17 protein-coding genes are annotated in these 15,151 nt (G+C 69.6%); 8 read left to right on the top strand and 9 right to left on the bottom strand.

Annotated features, from left to right (window positions below; genetic code table 11):
* Nucleotides 1-423 precede the first annotated feature (423 nt).
* A complete protein-coding gene (locus ADL29_RS04470; RefSeq protein ID WP_053922444.1) occupies nt 424-618 on the top strand; it encodes a hypothetical protein in 195 nt (64 codons plus the stop codon).
* Between the two features lie 362 nt (nt 619-980).
* Here the strand turns inward: ADL29_RS04470 and ADL29_RS44880 are convergent, their stop codons facing one another.
* The 5 genes from ADL29_RS44880 to ADL29_RS04450 are packed head-to-tail and all read right to left on the bottom strand — an operon-like array spanning nt 981 to nt 3,548.
* Nucleotides 981-1,547 (bottom strand): Scr1 family TA system antitoxin-like transcriptional regulator, encoded by a 567-nt coding sequence (locus ADL29_RS44880; RefSeq protein WP_245689137.1) that lies wholly within the window; start codon nt 1,545-1,547, stop codon nt 981-983.
* 47 nt (nt 1,548-1,594) lie between these two features.
* Complete coding sequence (locus tag ADL29_RS44875; RefSeq protein ID WP_245689136.1) at nt 1,595-1,867, bottom strand: helix-turn-helix domain-containing protein; 273 nt, start codon at nt 1,865-1,867, stop codon at nt 1,595-1,597.
* Nucleotides 1,868-1,909: 42 nt separating this feature from the next.
* On the bottom strand, nt 1,910-2,764 hold the full coding sequence (locus tag ADL29_RS04460; RefSeq protein WP_053922443.1) for a helix-turn-helix domain-containing protein: 855 nt from the start codon (nt 2,762-2,764) through the stop codon (nt 1,910-1,912).
* 24 nt (nt 2,765-2,788) lie between these two features.
* Complete coding sequence (locus ADL29_RS04455; protein WP_053922442.1) at nt 2,789-3,316, bottom strand: DUF6879 family protein; 528 nt, start codon at nt 3,314-3,316, stop codon at nt 2,789-2,791.
* Nucleotides 3,288-3,548, bottom strand: coding sequence for a hypothetical protein (locus tag ADL29_RS04450; RefSeq protein WP_053922441.1), 261 nt, complete (start codon nt 3,546-3,548; stop codon nt 3,288-3,290). The genes ADL29_RS04455 and ADL29_RS04450 overlap by 29 nt, the downstream gene beginning before the upstream one ends.
* Before the next feature lie 235 nt (nt 3,549-3,783).
* On the opposite strand from ADL29_RS04450, the gene ADL29_RS43950 reads away from it, so the two are divergent.
* Together ADL29_RS43950 and ADL29_RS04445 are read left to right on the top strand one after the other, a co-directional pair.
* Nucleotides 3,784-3,951 (top strand): hypothetical protein, encoded by a 168-nt coding sequence (locus tag ADL29_RS43950; RefSeq protein WP_169795188.1) that lies wholly within the window; start codon nt 3,784-3,786, stop codon nt 3,949-3,951.
* Nucleotides 3,952-4,896: 945 nt separating this feature from the next.
* A complete protein-coding gene (locus ADL29_RS04445; RefSeq protein ID WP_053922440.1) occupies nt 4,897-5,097 on the top strand; it encodes an EF-hand domain-containing protein in 201 nt (66 codons plus the stop codon).
* Between the two features lie 251 nt (nt 5,098-5,348).
* On the opposite strand, the gene ADL29_RS04440 is transcribed toward ADL29_RS04445, so the two are convergent.
* Entirely contained in the window at nt 5,349-5,567 is a 219-nt protein-coding gene (locus ADL29_RS04440) for a hypothetical protein (protein WP_157878387.1), read from the bottom strand.
* Between the two features lie 225 nt (nt 5,568-5,792).
* Nucleotides 5,793-6,668, bottom strand: a complete 876-nt coding sequence (locus ADL29_RS04435; protein ID WP_053922438.1) for a LysR family transcriptional regulator — start codon at nt 6,666-6,668, stop codon at nt 5,793-5,795.
* 195 nt (nt 6,669-6,863) lie between these two features.
* On the opposite strand from ADL29_RS04435, the gene ADL29_RS04430 reads away from it, so the two are divergent.
* Nucleotides 6,864-7,775: an EamA family transporter gene (locus tag ADL29_RS04430; protein ID WP_425424197.1), complete on the top strand. Its 912-nt coding sequence runs from the start codon at nt 6,864-6,866 to the stop codon at nt 7,773-7,775.
* 79 nt (nt 7,776-7,854) lie between these two features.
* On the opposite strand, the gene ADL29_RS04425 is transcribed toward ADL29_RS04430, so the two are convergent.
* A complete protein-coding gene (locus ADL29_RS04425) occupies nt 7,855-8,394 on the bottom strand; it encodes a hypothetical protein (RefSeq protein ID WP_245689135.1) in 540 nt (179 codons plus the stop codon).
* Nucleotides 8,391-8,636, bottom strand: coding sequence for a helix-turn-helix transcriptional regulator (locus tag ADL29_RS04420; RefSeq protein ID WP_053922437.1), 246 nt, complete (start codon nt 8,634-8,636; stop codon nt 8,391-8,393). Before ADL29_RS04420 ends, ADL29_RS04425 begins: the two co-directional genes overlap by 4 nt.
* Before the next feature lie 255 nt (nt 8,637-8,891).
* Here ADL29_RS04420 and ADL29_RS04415 point away from each other — a divergent pair, with 255 nt between their 5' ends.
* The 4 genes from ADL29_RS04415 (at nt 8,892) to ADL29_RS04400 (ending at nt 15,093) form a co-directional block, all read left to right on the top strand.
* The gene (locus ADL29_RS04415) at nt 8,892-9,701 is read left to right on the top strand and encodes a TIGR03084 family metal-binding protein (protein ID WP_053922436.1); all 810 of its coding nucleotides are present in this window, start codon (nt 8,892-8,894) and stop codon (nt 9,699-9,701) included.
* On the top strand, nt 9,698-11,482 hold the full coding sequence (locus tag ADL29_RS04410) for an acyclic terpene utilization AtuA family protein (protein WP_425424196.1): 1,785 nt from the start codon (nt 9,698-9,700) through the stop codon (nt 11,480-11,482). Before ADL29_RS04415 ends, ADL29_RS04410 begins: the two co-directional genes overlap by 4 nt.
* Nucleotides 11,479-13,077, top strand: coding sequence for an acyl-CoA carboxylase subunit beta (locus tag ADL29_RS04405; protein WP_053922435.1), 1,599 nt, complete (start codon nt 11,479-11,481; stop codon nt 13,075-13,077). Before ADL29_RS04410 ends, ADL29_RS04405 begins: the two co-directional genes overlap by 4 nt.
* A 96-nt stretch (nt 13,078-13,173) precedes the next feature.
* Complete coding sequence (locus ADL29_RS04400) at nt 13,174-15,093, top strand: acetyl/propionyl/methylcrotonyl-CoA carboxylase subunit alpha (RefSeq protein WP_053922434.1); 1,920 nt, start codon at nt 13,174-13,176, stop codon at nt 15,091-15,093.
* The last annotated feature ends 58 nt before the right edge of the window (nt 15,094-15,151 follow it).

The raw sequence follows: 15,151 nt of genomic DNA, 5'->3' as shown, positions 1-15,151 counted from the left end.
CGGCAGGGTGCGTCCGGACAAGGACCGATCGCCACGCGAAAACCCCCGCGACGGGGAAGCGTCCGGGGGCGTGGCCAACCTGAGAGAGCAGGTCGACATGCGGAACTGTATCGCCCGTCTCGTCGAGGCACTGTTGCATTGGTTACTGCCAGCGGCGGGCCGCCATCGGTTGGCCGGCGCACCGCCCGCCGCAAGCCGCGAGGACGCACCGACGTCCGTCCGTCGGCGCGCGCCCGTCCGGCACTTGCCGCCGCTGCGTGGCGAGGACTCGGTTCTCGTCCGCCCCTACGTCCTCACCCCCGAGGAATGGCAGGCGAGTCGGGAACGGCGATTGCAGCGCGGGCGTCGGCGGGCGCTGTGGCTGGCCGTGCATGGGATCGATGCCGGGCCGCGGTGGATTCATGGTGTGGAGGTGGTGGGCTGATGGCTCGCACGTGCCACCCCGTGCACCTGGGAGAACCAGCGGCGGATCCGGAGCCGGTGCCCGGATGCGATGTCTGCATGGCCCTGGCCCGGCAGCGCGCGGAGGCCTACGCCAACGGTGACAAGTCCAAGGCGTCCGACCGCAACATCGAGATCCGCCGTCACCCTCACCCCCACCCCAAGGCGGTGCGTTGATGACGACCAAGGGTCGTGCGGTCCGCCAGGTGGCAGCCGGCGCCTACGGTGATCTGCAACTCGACCTGCCTCGCGACTGCCCCGAATGCGCTGTGTTGAGGGAGCAATTGAGTGAAGTGCTCCAGGCGCAGGACAACCCCGCTTCGGGGGAGGTATTCGCCATTATGGGGACGCGCAAGGAATACGGGTGCCCGGAAGACACACGCTCACCCCAGTAGACCGGGTCGGGGGCCGTCGAGCGGGACGAACCACCCCGACCCTTCGACTCCCCCGACCGGAATAGCCCTGAGCAGGGACAGAACGTGTCCCGTCTGAGCCGACGGGCTCAGCTCTCGCCCCGGTCCGTCCCGCGGAGCGCAGTCCTAGGCGCGCTCTTCACGGATGCCGCTCGCGTCATGCGGTGAGGGAAAAGGCCCCGCCCGGTGCTCTCCTGAACACCGGGCGGGGCCGCCAACTGCCGCGGCCCCGAGTCCCTCAGAGAGGGTGAGGTTCTGTGCGTCCGCTCCGAATGCCGCTGACTCCCGGAGCGTGCTCCATGCCTTCATGTACGTGGCGATGCTGTGCGTGTCGTCCAACCGCTGCTCTGTGAGCGGGTCCTCAGTGACCGCCACTCGGTTGTCGAGGATGCAAAATCCGTTGGCGGGGGCGATCCTCAGTGAAGCTCCCAGAGGGACGATTCCCAGGGACACCGTGTCCATGTCGATCACCTCGACGAGTCGGTCGAGCTGGGCAGCGAGTACTGGTGGTGGGCAGAGACGGACGTGGAGGGCTGCTTGCCACATAAGAACATGCAGCTTGTTTCCTGGTTGGTAGAGCCACTCCTGTCGTTTCAGCCTTGCCCACGCCGCTTCGTCCGCATCGGGCTTGGAATTTGCGAATTCCGCGCAACGGATGAATACGTGACGGCCGTAGTCGGCGGTCTGCAACATGCCTGGGATGATGGCCTCCTCCCAGTTGTAAATGACCTTGGATCGCGCTACTTCTGTGTCCAGGTCTGTTGCACTGGAAGGTGGCCGAATGTCAGGCGAGTGCGCCATGAGTGGGCAGGCGGTTCGAGAGCAGTCAGGCTAGCGAGTAGTTCATCCGTTGCCTCGGGATGGCCGGTGGCCTCGGCCCACGCCCGCACGTCGTCTACCGTGGCAGTCTGCTGGCCGTTCTCCAGTTTGTAGATCTTGGAGTAGGAGCAGCCCAGGAGGTCGGCCAGTTGTTGACCACTGCCGCGAACTCGCCCGCACTGTGTGACTTTCATCCAGGGTTGCTGCAACGTCGGATTCTGCTGAGCTTTCCCAGCTCAGCGCAATGCCTCAAGCGCTTTCAATATGAGCGCCCGCGCCTCCGCGCCGTAAACAGCGATGCTGCGCATTTCCTCGAAGGACTTGAGATACAGAGCGATTTCCGAGGGTTGGGTAACCTTCACCCGTGCGGAAACCAACTCGATCGACACGAGAGCATCGTCGTACACGTGGAACGTTTCCCGCGGCCCCTGCCCCCGTTCTTGCGACGCCATCGGAATGATGCCTAGTGACACAGACGGCAGTGTGCCGACAGTAAGTAGGTATCCCAGTTGCCCGGCCATCGTGTCAGCATCTGGGATCTGGTAATGCAGCGCTGCTTCTTCGATGAGGATGACGAATCGGTGCCCCGGCTCGTGGATGACCTGAGATCGCTTCACTCTTGCCTGAGCGGCCTCCGCGCTGTCGTCGAAGGGGAGTTCTCGAAAGCGGGCGGCCCTTCGAAGCACTGCGGCCGCGTAACCCTCGGTCTGCAGCAGGCCCGGAACCAGGGTCGAGGAATACACCCGGAAAAGCTGAGTTTCGCGGAAGAACTGTATTGACCCGGTCTGCAGTTGTTTGAGCCCGCTGCGCACCTGGTGGCGCCACTCGGTATACATCGACTCGGCGTTCAGCGACTGTGTGATCAGACCATCTGCCTCGTCGTTCGCCTCACACGCCCGGCACCACAGCTTGATGTCCCTGGCGGACGGTGCGGTGCGGGCATTCTCGATTCGGGAGGTCTTGGCGTGGTGCCAGCCGCACCGGTCAGCCAGCTCGGTGACTGTCAACCCAGTGCCCTTGCGCAGATCGCGTAGCCGATGCGCGACAGCTTCGCGGGCGGCTTGTGCTGACGAGGACGGTGAGGCGGGCATGAGCTGGCTGTGTCGGTGCCTTTGCTAGCGGATCTCGTATTGGTCGTGCGGTATGCCTCGTGACCATACGGCCTCGAACGCGTCGGCGCACAACTTCGCCGTGGAGGGATCTTCGTTCATCTCTCCGTCTGCTGGGGAGCCTTCACCTGTGAAGTGGTTCCACCGGACTAGGCGGTTGTCGATGAGCCAGAAATCGTTGCCTGGCAACGGAATGTCCGAGGCTTGGCGACGGGGCAGCCACCGAACCTGCTCACCCGCGATGATGTTCTTCAACGTGCCGTGATGCAGGAAGCGGGTGTACTCGCTGACCGGCTCGGAAACGATGCGAGCGCGGCGCACGACAACACCTCGACCTGTCGTGTCGGAAATCAGTGAGTGCCAGGGCCGCCACCAGGACGCGCGGTCCTCGGGATCGAGTCGGGTGCCCGCACGCCAGTTTGCGAACGGGCCGTTCTCAACGTCGACGGCGTAGGAATCCCGCATCTCCAGATGCACGGCGGACGCCTGCGCTGACCCTAGGAGCTCATCCCAGGTGAGGACTCTCGATGGCATCGCATGCCTCCCTAATGATGTCGATCATCCTGGCGGGAATGCGGACCACTGTTTCGTCGTCCGGAATGCCCTTCGCGTGGCCTGGGATCTCGAACGCGGCACATTCTGACGTGAGTTCTGTGCCGGCCTTCCATCCCTGGAACACCAGCTCTTGGCGAGCCTGGTCTGTCCACACCGTTGGGCTGTCGCCTTCTTCGCTGCTCGGGTCGATGCCGATGAACTGTAACGACATGTCAGCCTCCGTCTAGCGCTGTGCAGTGGTGTGCAACACCGTGCCGCCGAAGTTGTGGAGGGTCAAGGGCATGAAGTGGTCACTGATCTGGCTAAATAGTTTTCATGCACATATCTGCACATCACTAGCAACAGTGCACACTATCTCTCTAGCGTCGTTACCCAACGCAGCCCCGGCCTTGTGCGCTCGATACGGGTTGCGCTCAGGAGGGGGGACTACCAACGGAGGGGTTCGCATGAGCACTCCCACGTCCACGAAGACGGTGCCGGAACACCCCTGCCTCGAGTGCCAAGACCTAGAGCACGGCATTGAGCAGGCCGAGGCGGAGCGGGATCTCAGCCGGGTGACCGACTTCAACGTCCTCATTGCGCGGCATCGCAGGGCGCACGAGGCGCAGCTGTAGAGCGCTAAGGGTGGTTCCGTATCGAGACTCCCGCCCCGGCGGCGGAAACCTGGACAGTCGAGCAGCCGGGACGGGGTGACCACCGCAGGGAAACTCCTGCGGGCCTACGGGCCATGCCTCCGACGGTACGGCGGTATGGCCCCTCACGAAAGAGGAGGTTGGTGTGAGTGCTGCTGTGAGCGTCGATACGTACGAGACGCGCACGCCCGATGCCGATGGATGGCGCGGCATCCCATTCAGGCACCCGGTCGCCATGGAAGCGGAAGGCGGGAAGCACGACGGAGGCCCCATGCCTCCGGAGGCTCCGCGTGAGCCCCAGCCGCAAGGCGGGGACGGCAAGTAGGCCAGCCGCCGGGACGCGCCGGCTGAGGGGCGGCGAGCTACAACACCTCAGCCTGTCGGCTGGACGCTGGTAGGTGCGTCCTCAAAGCTCACCCCCCCCGCGAATGGGGTTGTGCTTTGGCCTCACCGGCTCCCCTTCCTTGCCGGTAGGGCTCCCCTCCATTTGACGCGGACCTGTCGTCGTAGATGCGGGACACGCGTGCAGAGCAGGGAGTGAAATGACACGACCCCACCACCACGCCTACGTCTGGCTCGGTCATGGTGATGTCCTCGTGAAACCGGGCGATGCTCATCGGCGGTCAGGGCACCCGGAGTTCCGCTCCGCGCAGGTGATGCCGCTGGAATGCGCGGACTGGCTGCTGAAGCCGGCCGTTCGGATCGCGGGGACCGCGCGGCGGCGTACCTGGAGGGGGGTACTTCTCGTTCTGACCCGCCGGGATCCTCAGGTCGGTGGCCGCTTATATGGCCAACTGGAACACCTATATGGCCAACTGGCACACCACGTTTCACGGCTCACCCAAACGCCGATTCGGCCGCCCGTGCCTGCCACGTGCGGTTGGTCGTTAACCGACGACGAGATCTACGGCTTGAGGGAGACCCCAGGTGAGTGACGACAAGCGCGCAGCCTTCGACAAGATCGACACCGACAGGGACGGATACATCACCGCCGACGAATTCAAGGCGTCTCTCCAGACCAGCGGCGGGAAGGTTTCGGATGATAATGCCAAGATGATCGTGCGGATGGCCGACGAGAACGGCGACAAGAAGATCGACTACGACGAGTACGCCAAGTTCGTTCGCTGAGTCGGCATGACGAGGGTGGCCCCGGTCTCATCGGACCGTGGCCACCCTTTGTGCTGCTGTGTGCCACCGGCAAGTAGCTCAACGGCAATGAAGGTCGCGATCTGCGGCTGGAGTATTGGGTGAGGAATTCTGGCATTCGCGGGTGCTGAATTCGCGTGCCGGCAATTCAGATACCGGCCGGGCGGAGGAGGTATTACCTGGGCGTATTTCCCGCCTCCTCCGCCCGGCTCGTGCCTATGCGGGATCAACCGTCACAGGCAGATGATGTTGATGACGGCGCTGCAGTCGTCACCGCCGCCACCGCCTCCGTAGCCAGCGGTTTTGGCGTAGTGGGGGGTGGTGGGCGGCTCGGCCGCGGCGGATGCGGCTGTCGCCGTGCCGGCCGCAAGGGCGAAGCCCAGGGCCGCGCTCACCGCGAGTATTCGGGAAACGGATTTCTTCTGGCGCTTGTGCTGTGTGGTGGTGTTCATGGAATCACCATGCATGCCCGGGTGGCCCATTTCGCCTCGGGTGGAGCCGTTCGGGTGAACGGTGAATCGAGCGGAATCGGGCGTCCCGGGTTTTGGGCGCCGGGGGTGTCTCCCTTTTGCGGCATCGGTATTGCGGGATCGCGATATTGCGGGATCGCGATATCACGGCATCGCGGGATCGCGGCATCGCGGGATTAATTCGGCTTGATATGGCGGGGACGTGCTTCAGCGCGGAGGCTCGTCGTCCGGCCCGCCCAGGGCCTCACGGGCCAGCCTGATCAGATCAGGGATCCGTGGATGCCCGGGGCCGTCGCGCCAGGCGATGACCACCGGGACGGGCGGGGTGTCGGCGAGAGGGACGTAGGCCATGGCGGGGTGGGGGTGCATTCCGGCGGTAGCGGAGGTGGTGACGCCGACCGCGCGGCCGCCGGTGATGGCGGCGATCCAGTCGTCGGTGTTGCCGATGGTGATGGTGGAGGCTGGGCGGGCGGCGGTGGGCCAGAGGTCCAGGGTGGTGATGCCGGAGACGGAGTTGAGGGCGAGGGTGCGGTCGGCCAGGTCGGCGAGAGAGAGGACGGAGCGCCGGGCGAGGGGGTCGTCGGCGGGGAGGCCGACGACCCGGGGTTCTGTGGTCAGCCGCTCGGTGAGCAGGCCCGGGGTCCGTACCTCGCCGCGGAGCAGGGCCGCGTCCACGTCGCCGCGGGCCAGGCCGGCCGTGCGGTCGTCGATGCGGAGGAGTTCGAGCGGGGTGTCGGGGTGCTCCTCGTGCCAGCGGCGGAGCAGGGCGGTGGTGTACGTACCGGCGGCGGACCAGGCGTGGCCCAGGCGCAGCGGCCAGGCGGCGCGCCGGGCCTGGCCGAGGGCGCGGTCGAAGGCGGTGACCGCGATGGCCGCCTGGTCGCGGAAGCTGAGGCCGTCCGGGGTGAGCGCGAGGTGGTGGGTGGAGCGGTCGACGAGGCGCACGCCCAGCTCCTGTTCCAGCTGACGGAGCGTACGGGAGACGGCGGGCTGGGTCAGATGCAGGCGTTCGGCGGCGCGGGTCACGCTGAGGGTGTCGGCGATGGCGAGAAAGCAGCGGAAGTGACGCAGCTCGACGGTCATGCGTGGGGAGCATAACAACGGGGGAAACCGCATTTCACGGAGCGGAAGGGTGGGTCTTAGCGTGGGGGTGTGCATCATGAGCCTGCCCCTTCCGAAGGTCGTATACCGGCCGGTCCCGTCTCCTCCGTCACCCCGCCCACGGGCGCCACTGCCGCCTCGTCCCCCCTCCCCGGCGACGGCGGAATCCCGCATCCCGTGCCGGCGTCCCCGGAGGTGCTGACGGCGGAGGCCGCGGCCGGCGCCGGCGGGGCGGCCGGAGCGCGCGGGCGGGTCGCGGCGGTGGCGCTGGTGATCGGCGGCATCGTCTCGCTGCAGTTCGGCGCGTCGGTGGCGGTGATGCTCTTCCCGCGGGCCGGTGCGCTCGGGGTCGTCACGCTGCGGCTGGCCGTGGCGTCGCTGGTGCTGATGCTCGTCTGCCGGCCGAAGCTGCGGGGATACACGCGGGGCGACTGGGGCACGGTCGTGGCCTTCGGTGTCGCCCTGGTCGTGATGAACTCCCTCTTCTACCAGGCGATCGACCGTATTCCGCTGGGCGCGGCGGTCACCCTGGAGTTCCTCGGGCCGCTGATCCTTTCGGTGGCCACCTCGCGGCGGCTGCTGAGCCTGGTGTGGGCGGCGCTGGCGCTGGGGGGCGTGGCGCTGCTGGGACGCGAGGGGTTCGACGGGATCGACCTCGTCGGCGCGGCGTACGCCCTGGCGGCCGGCGGGCTGTGGGCCGCGTACATCCTGCTCTCCGCCCGTACGGGACAGCGCTTCCCGCAGGCGGACGGGCTGGCGCTGGCGATGACGGTGGCGGCGGTGCTCAGCCTGCCGCTTGGGATCTTCAGCGCGGGGGCCGCGCTGCTGGACCCGGTCACCCTGGGCCTGGGCGCGGCCGTCGCCCTGATGTCGTCCGTCCTGCCCTACACGCTGGAGCTGCTCGCCCTGCGCAAGCTTCCGGCCTCCGGTTTCGCGGTGATGATGAGCCTGGAGCCGGCCGCGGGGGCCACCGCCGGCTTCCTGGTCCTGCACCAGGCGCTGGGCTGGGCCGAGGTGCTGGCCATCGGGCTGGTCGTGGTGGCGAGTGTGGGGGCGGTACGGGGCGCGGGGTCTTCCTCGCAGGGGTGAGACGGCGCGCGAGACGGACCCGCCCGGTGAGCCGTACGGTGATCCGGTCCGCCCGCCGACCCCCCCCCGGAAAACGGCCCTAGAGTTCCTCCTGCTCCTCAGTCGGCTCGTCCCGAACCGCCAGACCGGCCACCCACATCGGCATCAGCCAGTGCGCGACGAACACGGCGACCAGGACGGGAACGAGCAGGGTCCCGGCCTGTACGTGGCCGAACCACTTGCCCGCCGCGATGCAGACGACGGCGGCCGCCAGCAGGTAGGTGGTCAGGCGGTGTGCTTGTGCGCGTACCCGGTCCCGCTCCGCCAGTTGGCGTTCGTCCAGGGCGTGCGTCCTCAGTTCGAGGAGGCCGCGGGTGGCGCCGTTGATCACGCCGGTGGCCAGGCACCAGGGGGCGACCAGGGCGAGCATGACGTAGGCGAGCCAGGGCGTGTCGGTCACGTACATGCCGGCGCCTGCCGCCACGGTCGCCGCTGTGAGCGCCACGTGGGCCGCGACCGCCGCGCGGCGGCGGGCCGCCGTCGCATACAGGGGGGCCGCCGTACGGTCGTTCATGATGGCGAACATGCGCTCGTCGTAGCGCGTGCGCCGGGCTTGTTCGGTCGTGCCTGTGGTGGTCACTGCTTCCTCCCGTAAACCTCGTCCGTGAGCGGGCGGAACGGCCGGAGGGAGAAGAGAGCCTCCACCGGCAGATCGAAGAACTCGGCGATGCGCAGGGCCAGATCGAGGCTGGGGTTGTACTGCCCGCGCTCGATGTAGCCAATGGTCTGGTAGTGGGCGCCCACCGCTTCGGCCAGCGCCTGCCGCGACACCTTACGTTCCGCGCGCACCATCGCCAGCCTGTTGTGCACCTGCTCACTCATGTATAAGAAGTACTACATTGGTGAAGGGAAATGCAACGGGCGGCGCGAGGTGTGCGCCGATACCCGTGTCCGATGCCTCGGGGCCCGCGCCGCCCTCGTCCAGAAAATCATGCAGGCATGCTTGATTGTTTTTGCCGTCGCTGCCACGCTCGGAGCGCACCAGGACCACCCGTACCGCCGCGCATCCGTATATCCGTACGCCGATGTCAACGCGCCCTGCTCAAGCGGCAGTTGGCGTGATGAGGGGAGTGTCGCGTGTCCGACCCCGGCGCCGTACTGGCCGACCTCAGGGACGAGAGCGAGGAGCTGGACGCCCTCGTCGCCGGGCTTCCGGCCGGGCGGTGGGCGACGCCGACCCCGGCCGAGGGCTGGACCCTCGCCCACCAGATCGCCCATCTGGCCTGGACCGACCGGCAGGCGCTGCTCGCCGCCACCGACCCGGACCGTTTCACCCGGGTGGCCGTGCAGGAGGCCCTCGCCTCGCCGCTGACCTTTGTGGACGACGGGGCACAGGAGGGGGCGCAGGCGCCGCCCGCGGAGCTGCTCGCGGACTGGCGCACCGGGCGCGAGACGCTGTGGCGGGCGCTCGCGGCGTGGCCGGCGGGCGAGAAACTGCCCTGGTACGGGCCGCCGATGAGCGTGGCGTCGATGGCGACCGCGCGGCTGATGGAGACCTGGGCGCACGGCCAGGACATCGCCGATGCGCTGGGGGTCACGCGGATCCCCACCGACCGGCTGCGCCATATCGCCCGGATCGGGGTACGGACCCGGAACTTCGCCTTCGCGGTTCATGAACTTGCCCCGCCCGCCGACGAGTTCCGGGTGGAGCTGCGGGCGCCGGGAGGGCGGTCGGTCTGGGCGTACGGCCCCCAGGACGCGGCGCAGCGGGTGACCGGGGATGCTCTGGAGTTCTGTCTGCTGGTGACACAGCGGGCGCATCGCGCCGATCTGCCGAGCGTACGGGCCCACGGGGCGGACGCGGAGCGGTGGCTGGGCATTGCGCAGGCCTTCGCGGGGCCGCCGGGGAAGGGCCGGGGGCCGCGGGCCGAGGGCGGTGCCCGGTGACCGGCGGTCCGACAGCCGGGGCCCCGCGCCCCATAGGCGCCGACCCCGCCGTCCTCCGTATCGGCAACGCCTCCGGTTTCTACGGCGACCGCTTCGACGCCTTCCGCGAGATGCTCACCGGCGGCCCCCTCGACGTACTGACCGGCGACTATCTCGCCGAGCTGACCATGCTCATCCTCGGCCGGGACCGCCTCAAGGACCCCGGACGCGGCTACGCCACGACCTTTCTGCGGCAGCTGGAGGACGGCCTGGGGCTGGCCGTCGAGCGCGGGGTGCGGATCGTCACCAATGCGGGCGGGCTCAATCCGGCCGGACTGGCCGATGCCGTGAGGGAGCTGGCGCAGAAGACCGGCGTTCCGGTGCGGGTGGCCCATGTCGAGGGCGACGACCTGATGCGGCACCGGCCGTGGGGAGACGGGGTGCTGACCGCCAACGCCTATCTGGGCGGCGGGGGGATCACGGAGTGTCTGCGGGCCGGGGCCGATGTGGTGGTCACCGGGCGGGTGACGGACGCGGCGCTGGTCAGCGGGGCGGCCGCGGCCCACTTCGGCTGGCGGCCGCAGGACCTGGACCGGCTGGCCGGCGCCGTCGTCGCCGGACATGTGCTGGAGTGCGGCACCCAGGCCACCGGCGGGAACTACGCCTTCTTCGACACCGATGAGTCTTTCGGGACCCGCCACGGATCCGGACTTCTCCGCCCCGGACTTCTCCGCCCCGGCTTTCCCCTCGCCGAGATCGCCGAGGACGGCTCGTCCGTGATCACCAAGCACCCCGGTACCGGCGGCGCGGTCACCACCGGCACGGTCACCGCCCAACTCCTGTACGAGACGGCCGGCGCGCGGTACGCCGGACCGGAGGTGACGGCCCGGCTCGACACCGTACGGCTGACCGGGGACGGGCCCGACCGGGTCCGGATCGCGGGGGTGCGCGGCGAGGCGCCGCCGCCGACGCTCAAGGCCGGGCTGACCCGCCTGGGCGGCTGGCGCAACGAGGTCACCTTCGTGCTGACCGGGCTCGCCGTCGAGGCCAAGGCGGAGCTGGTCCGTGCGCAGATGGAGGCGGCCCTCGACGCCGCCGCCCACCGGCCCGACGAGGTGCGCTGGACGCTGGCCCGGACCGACCGGGCGGACGCGGACGTCCAGGAGGAGGCAAGCGCGCTGCTGCGGCTGGTGGTGCGGGACGCCGATCAGGACGCGGTGGGGCGCGCGGTCAGCGGCGCCGCGATCGAGCTGGCGCTGGCCAGTCACCCCGGCTTCCACGTCACCGCGCCGCCGGGCAAGGGCACTCCGTACGGCGTCTTCGAGGCGGTGGCGGTGGACGCGGCCGAGGTCCCGCACACGGCCGTACTGCCGGACGGCACCCGAGTTGCCCTTCAACCGGCCGGGAAGACGAGGGAGTTGGCGCGGCTGGCCGACCCGGCTCCGCCCGAGCCGCTCGACCCCGCCCTCCCCACCCGCCGCGCGCCCCTCGGACTCGTCGCCGGGGCCCGCAGTGGCGACAAGGGCGGCTCGGCGAACATCGGCGTCTGGGCCCGTACCGACGAGGCCTGGCGCTGGCTGGCCCACGCCCTGACGGCCGACCGGCTGCGCGAACTCCTCCCCGAATGCGCCGGCCTGCCCGTCGACCGCCATGTCCTGCCGAACCTCCGCGCCCTGAACTTCGTCGTCGACGGGCTGCTCGGCGCGGGCGTCGCGGCGCAGGCACGGTTCGATCCGCAGGCCAAGGCCGTGGGGGAGTGGCTGCGTTCGCGGCACATGGACATACCGGAGGTGTTGCTGTGACCGTGCTGGGAACCGCGCTCGATCCGACGAGCGCCGAGTATGCGGAGCGCCGTACGGCGATGCTCGCGAAACTGGCGGAGGTCGAGGCCGCACACGGCAAGGCGGTGGCCGGGGGCGGTGAGAAATACACCGCCCGCCACCGGGCGCGCGGCAAGCTCCTGGCCCGTGAGCGCATCGAACTCCTCCTGGACCCCGACACCCCCTTCCTCGAACTGTCCCCGCTCGCCGCCTGGGGCAGTGACTACGCGGTCGGGGCGTCCCTGGTCACCGGAATCGGGGTGATCGAGGGGGTGGAGTGCCTGGTCACGGCCAATGACCCGACCGTACGCGGCGGCGCCAGCAACCCCTGGACGCTGAAGAAGGCGCTGCGGGCGAACGAGATCGCCTACGCCAACCGGCTGCCGGTGGTCTCGCTGGTCGAGTCCGGCGGTGCCGATCTGACCGGCCAGAAGGAGATCTTCATCCCGGGCGGCGCGCTGTTCAAGGACCTCACGCGGCTGTCGGCCGCCGGAATTCCCACCGTGGCCGTGGTGTTCGGCAATTCGACGGCGGGGGGTGCCTATGTCCCCGGGATGTCCGACCACGTCATCATGGTCAAGGAACGGGCCAAGGTGTTTCTCGGCGGACCGCCCCTGGTGAAGATGGCGACCGGGGAGGAGAGCGACGACGAGTCGCTGGGCGGCGCCGAAATGCACGCCCGTACCTCCGGGCTGGCGGACTATTTCGCCGTCGACGAGCCGGATGCGCTGCGGCAGACGCGGCGGGTGGTGGCACGCCTCAACTGGCGCAAGGCACAGCCCGACCCCGGGCCCGCCGCACCGCCCGCGTACGACGAGGACGAGCTGCTCGGCATCGTCCCCGGCGACCTCAAGGCGCCGTTCGACCCGCGCGAGGTCATCGCCCGGATCGTGGACGGCTCGGACTTCGACGAGTTCAAACCGCTGTACGGGCCGAGCCTGGCCACCGGCTGGGCCGAGCTGCACGGCTATCCCGTCGGTATTCTCGCCAATGCGCAGGGCGTGCTGTTCAGCGCCGAATCCCAGAAGGCCGCGCAGTTCATCCAGTTGGCGAATCAGCGCGACATTCCCCTCCTGTTCCTCCACAACACCACCGGCTACATGGTCGGCAAGGAATACGAGCAGGGCGGCATCATCAAACACGGCGCGATGATGATCAATGCCGTGTCGAATTCGAGGGTGCCGCATCTGTCCGTCCTGATGGGAGCCTCGTACGGCGCCGGGCACTACGGCATGTGCGGCCGGGCGTACGACCCCCGGTTCCTGTTCGCCTGGCCGAGCGCCAAGTCCGCCGTGATGGGGCCGCAGCAGCTGGCGGGCGTGCTGTCGATCGTCGCCCGCGCTTCGGCCGCCGCCAAGGGGCAGCCGTACGACGAGGAGGCGGACGCCGGGCTGCGCGCCATGGTGGAGCAGCAGATCGAGTCCGAGTCGCTGCCGATGTTCCTGTCCGGGCGGCTCTACGACGACGGCGTCATCGACCCGCGCGACACCCGTACCGTCCTCGGCCTGTGTCTGTCCGCCCTCCACACCGCGCCGGTCGAGGGCGCACGGGGCGGCTTCGGCGTCTTCCGCCTCTAGTGCGCCTGAACCGGCGCCGCTCTCGCGGACCTGGTTGCTCGCCGTCGTGATTCCTCAATTGATGGTTGCGGTGATCTAGTGGAAAGAGACTCTCTCGTGATCAGAACCCTCCTGGTCGCCAACCGGGGCGAGATCGCCCGCCGTGTCTTCCGTACGTGCCGTGAGCTGGGCATTTCCACTGTCGCGGTGTACTCGGACGCGGATGCCGGCGCGGCCCACGTGCGGGAGGCGGACACCGCCGTACGGCTTCCGGGCGACGCCCCGGCCGACACCTATCTGCGCGGCGATCTGATCGTGCGGGCCGCGCTCGCGGCGGGTGCGGACGCCGTCCACCCGGGCTATGGCTTCCTCTCCGAGAACGCCGGGTTCGCGGCCGCCGTGGCCGGTGCGGGCCTGGTCTGGATCGGGCCGCCGACGGACGCCATCGAGGCGATGGCGTCCAAGACCCGGGCCAAGGAGCTGATGGCGGCGGCCGGGGTGCCGCTGATGGCGCCCGTCGATCCCGCGACGGCCACCGAGGCGGACCTGCCGCTGCTGGTGAAGGCGGCGGCGGGCGGGGGCGGTCGCGGAATGCGCGTGGTCACCGGACTGGCCGACCTGCCCGGCGCGTTGCAGGCCGCCGAGGCCGAGGCCGCCGCGGCCTTCGGCGACGGGGAGGTCTTCGTCGAGCCGTATGTGGTGGGCGGGCGGCATATCGAGGTGCAGATCCTCGCCGACGCCCATGGCACCGTCTGGACACTCGGCACCCGCGACTGCTCGCTCCAGCGACGTCACCAGAAGGTCATCGAGGAGGCCCCCGCCCCCGGACTGCCCGACGCGCTGCGCGACACGCTGCACGGGGCCGCCGCCCAGGCCGCCCGCGCCATCGGCTACCGGGGCGCGGGCACGGTGGAGTTCCTGGTCCCGCCCGACGGCCGGGTGTACTTCCTCGAGATGAACACCCGCCTCCAGGTGGAACATCCGGTCACCGAGGAGATCTACGGCCTCGATCTCGTCGCCCTCCAGGTGCAGGTGGCGGAGGGGCGGGCGCTGGACGCCGAGCCGCCCGCTCCCTCCGGGCACGCCGTGGAGGCCCGCCTCTACGCCGAGGACCCCGTGGCCGGCTGGCGCCCCCAGACCGGCACCCTGCACCGCCTCGCACTGCCCGACGGCGTGCGCCTCGACTCCGGCGTCACCGACGGCGACACCGTCACCGTCCACTACGACCCGATGCTCGCCAAGGTCATCGCCTGGGCGCCGACCCGCGACGAGGCCGTACGGAAGCTGGCCGGCGCCCTGGAGCGGGCCCGTATCCACGGCCCGGTCACCAACCGCGAGCTGCTCGTACGGTCCCTGCGGCACCCGGAGTTCGCCGAGGCCACCGGGCTGGACACCGGCTTCTACGACCGCCACCTCGCCGCGCTGACCAAGGCCGAAGCCGCCGGCGCCGAGCTCTTCGCGCTCGCCGCCGCCCTCGCGGACGCGCACGGCCGCTCCCGTTTCGGGGGTTTCCGCAACGTCCCCTCCGGGCCGCAGACCAAGACCTACGCCTGTGCCGGCGGCGCGTACGAGGTCCGCTACCGGCTGGGGCGGGACGGGCTGGCCGCCGAGGGATTCCCGGGCGTACGGCTGGCCGGTCTGACGCCGGGCGAAGTGACGCTCGAAGTCGACGGACTGCGGCGGCAGTTCACGGTCTCCCGCTACGGCGACCAGATCCATGTCGACTCTCCGCCCGCGTCCGGCGGCGCCCCCACGCCGGGCGCCCGCACCCTCACCGCCCTGCCCCGCTTCCCCGACCCCGCCGCCCGTACCGAACCCGGCTCGCTGCTCGCCCCGATGCCCGGCACCGTCGTACGGATCGCGCCCGGCCTCGCCGAGGGCGACCGGGTCGAGGCCGGCCAGCCGCTGCTCTGGCTGGAGGCCATGAAGATGGAACACAAGATCACCGCCCCGGCCGCCGGCACCCTCACCTCGCTGCCCGCCCGCACCGGCCGACAGGTCGAGATGGGCGCACTGCTCGCCGTCGTCACGGACTGAAGCCCGGGCACCCGCCCGGACCCTCCCACCGCAGGACGCACGCCCGGACCCCTCCCCA

The organism is Streptomyces chattanoogensis, from assembly GCF_001294335.1.
In the GTDB taxonomy this organism is placed as follows: Bacteria; Actinomycetota; Actinomycetes; order Streptomycetales; family Streptomycetaceae; genus Streptomyces; species Streptomyces chattanoogensis.
Note: the sequence above shows the minus strand (reverse complement) of the source record. Positions and strands in the feature narration are given on the sequence as shown.

Excerpts from the sequence above, each read along its gene's own strand:
- ADL29_RS04470 (WP_053922444.1), top strand. The coding sequence starts at position 424 with ATGGCTCGCACGTGCCACCCCGTGCACCTGGGAGAACCAGCGGCGGAT.
- ADL29_RS44880 (WP_245689137.1), bottom strand. The coding sequence starts at position 1,547 with ATGTTGCAGACCGCCGACTACGGCCGTCACGTATTCATCCGTTGCGCG.
- ADL29_RS44875 (WP_245689136.1), bottom strand. The coding sequence starts at position 1,867 with ATGAAAGTCACACAGTGCGGGCGAGTTCGCGGCAGTGGTCAACAACTG.
- ADL29_RS04460 (WP_053922443.1), bottom strand. The coding sequence starts at position 2,764 with ATGCCCGCCTCACCGTCCTCGTCAGCACAAGCCGCCCGCGAAGCTGTC.
- ADL29_RS04455 (WP_053922442.1), bottom strand. The coding sequence starts at position 3,316 with ATGCCATCGAGAGTCCTCACCTGGGATGAGCTCCTAGGGTCAGCGCAG.
- ADL29_RS04450 (WP_053922441.1), bottom strand. The coding sequence starts at position 3,548 with ATGTCGTTACAGTTCATCGGCATCGACCCGAGCAGCGAAGAAGGCGAC.
- ADL29_RS43950 (WP_169795188.1), top strand. The coding sequence starts at position 3,784 with ATGAGCACTCCCACGTCCACGAAGACGGTGCCGGAACACCCCTGCCTC.
- ADL29_RS04440 (WP_157878387.1), bottom strand. The coding sequence starts at position 5,567 with ATGAACACCACCACACAGCACAAGCGCCAGAAGAAATCCGTTTCCCGA.
- ADL29_RS04435 (WP_053922438.1), bottom strand. The coding sequence starts at position 6,668 with ATGACCGTCGAGCTGCGTCACTTCCGCTGCTTTCTCGCCATCGCCGAC.
- ADL29_RS04420 (WP_053922437.1), bottom strand. The coding sequence starts at position 8,636 with ATGAGTGAGCAGGTGCACAACAGGCTGGCGATGGTGCGCGCGGAACGT.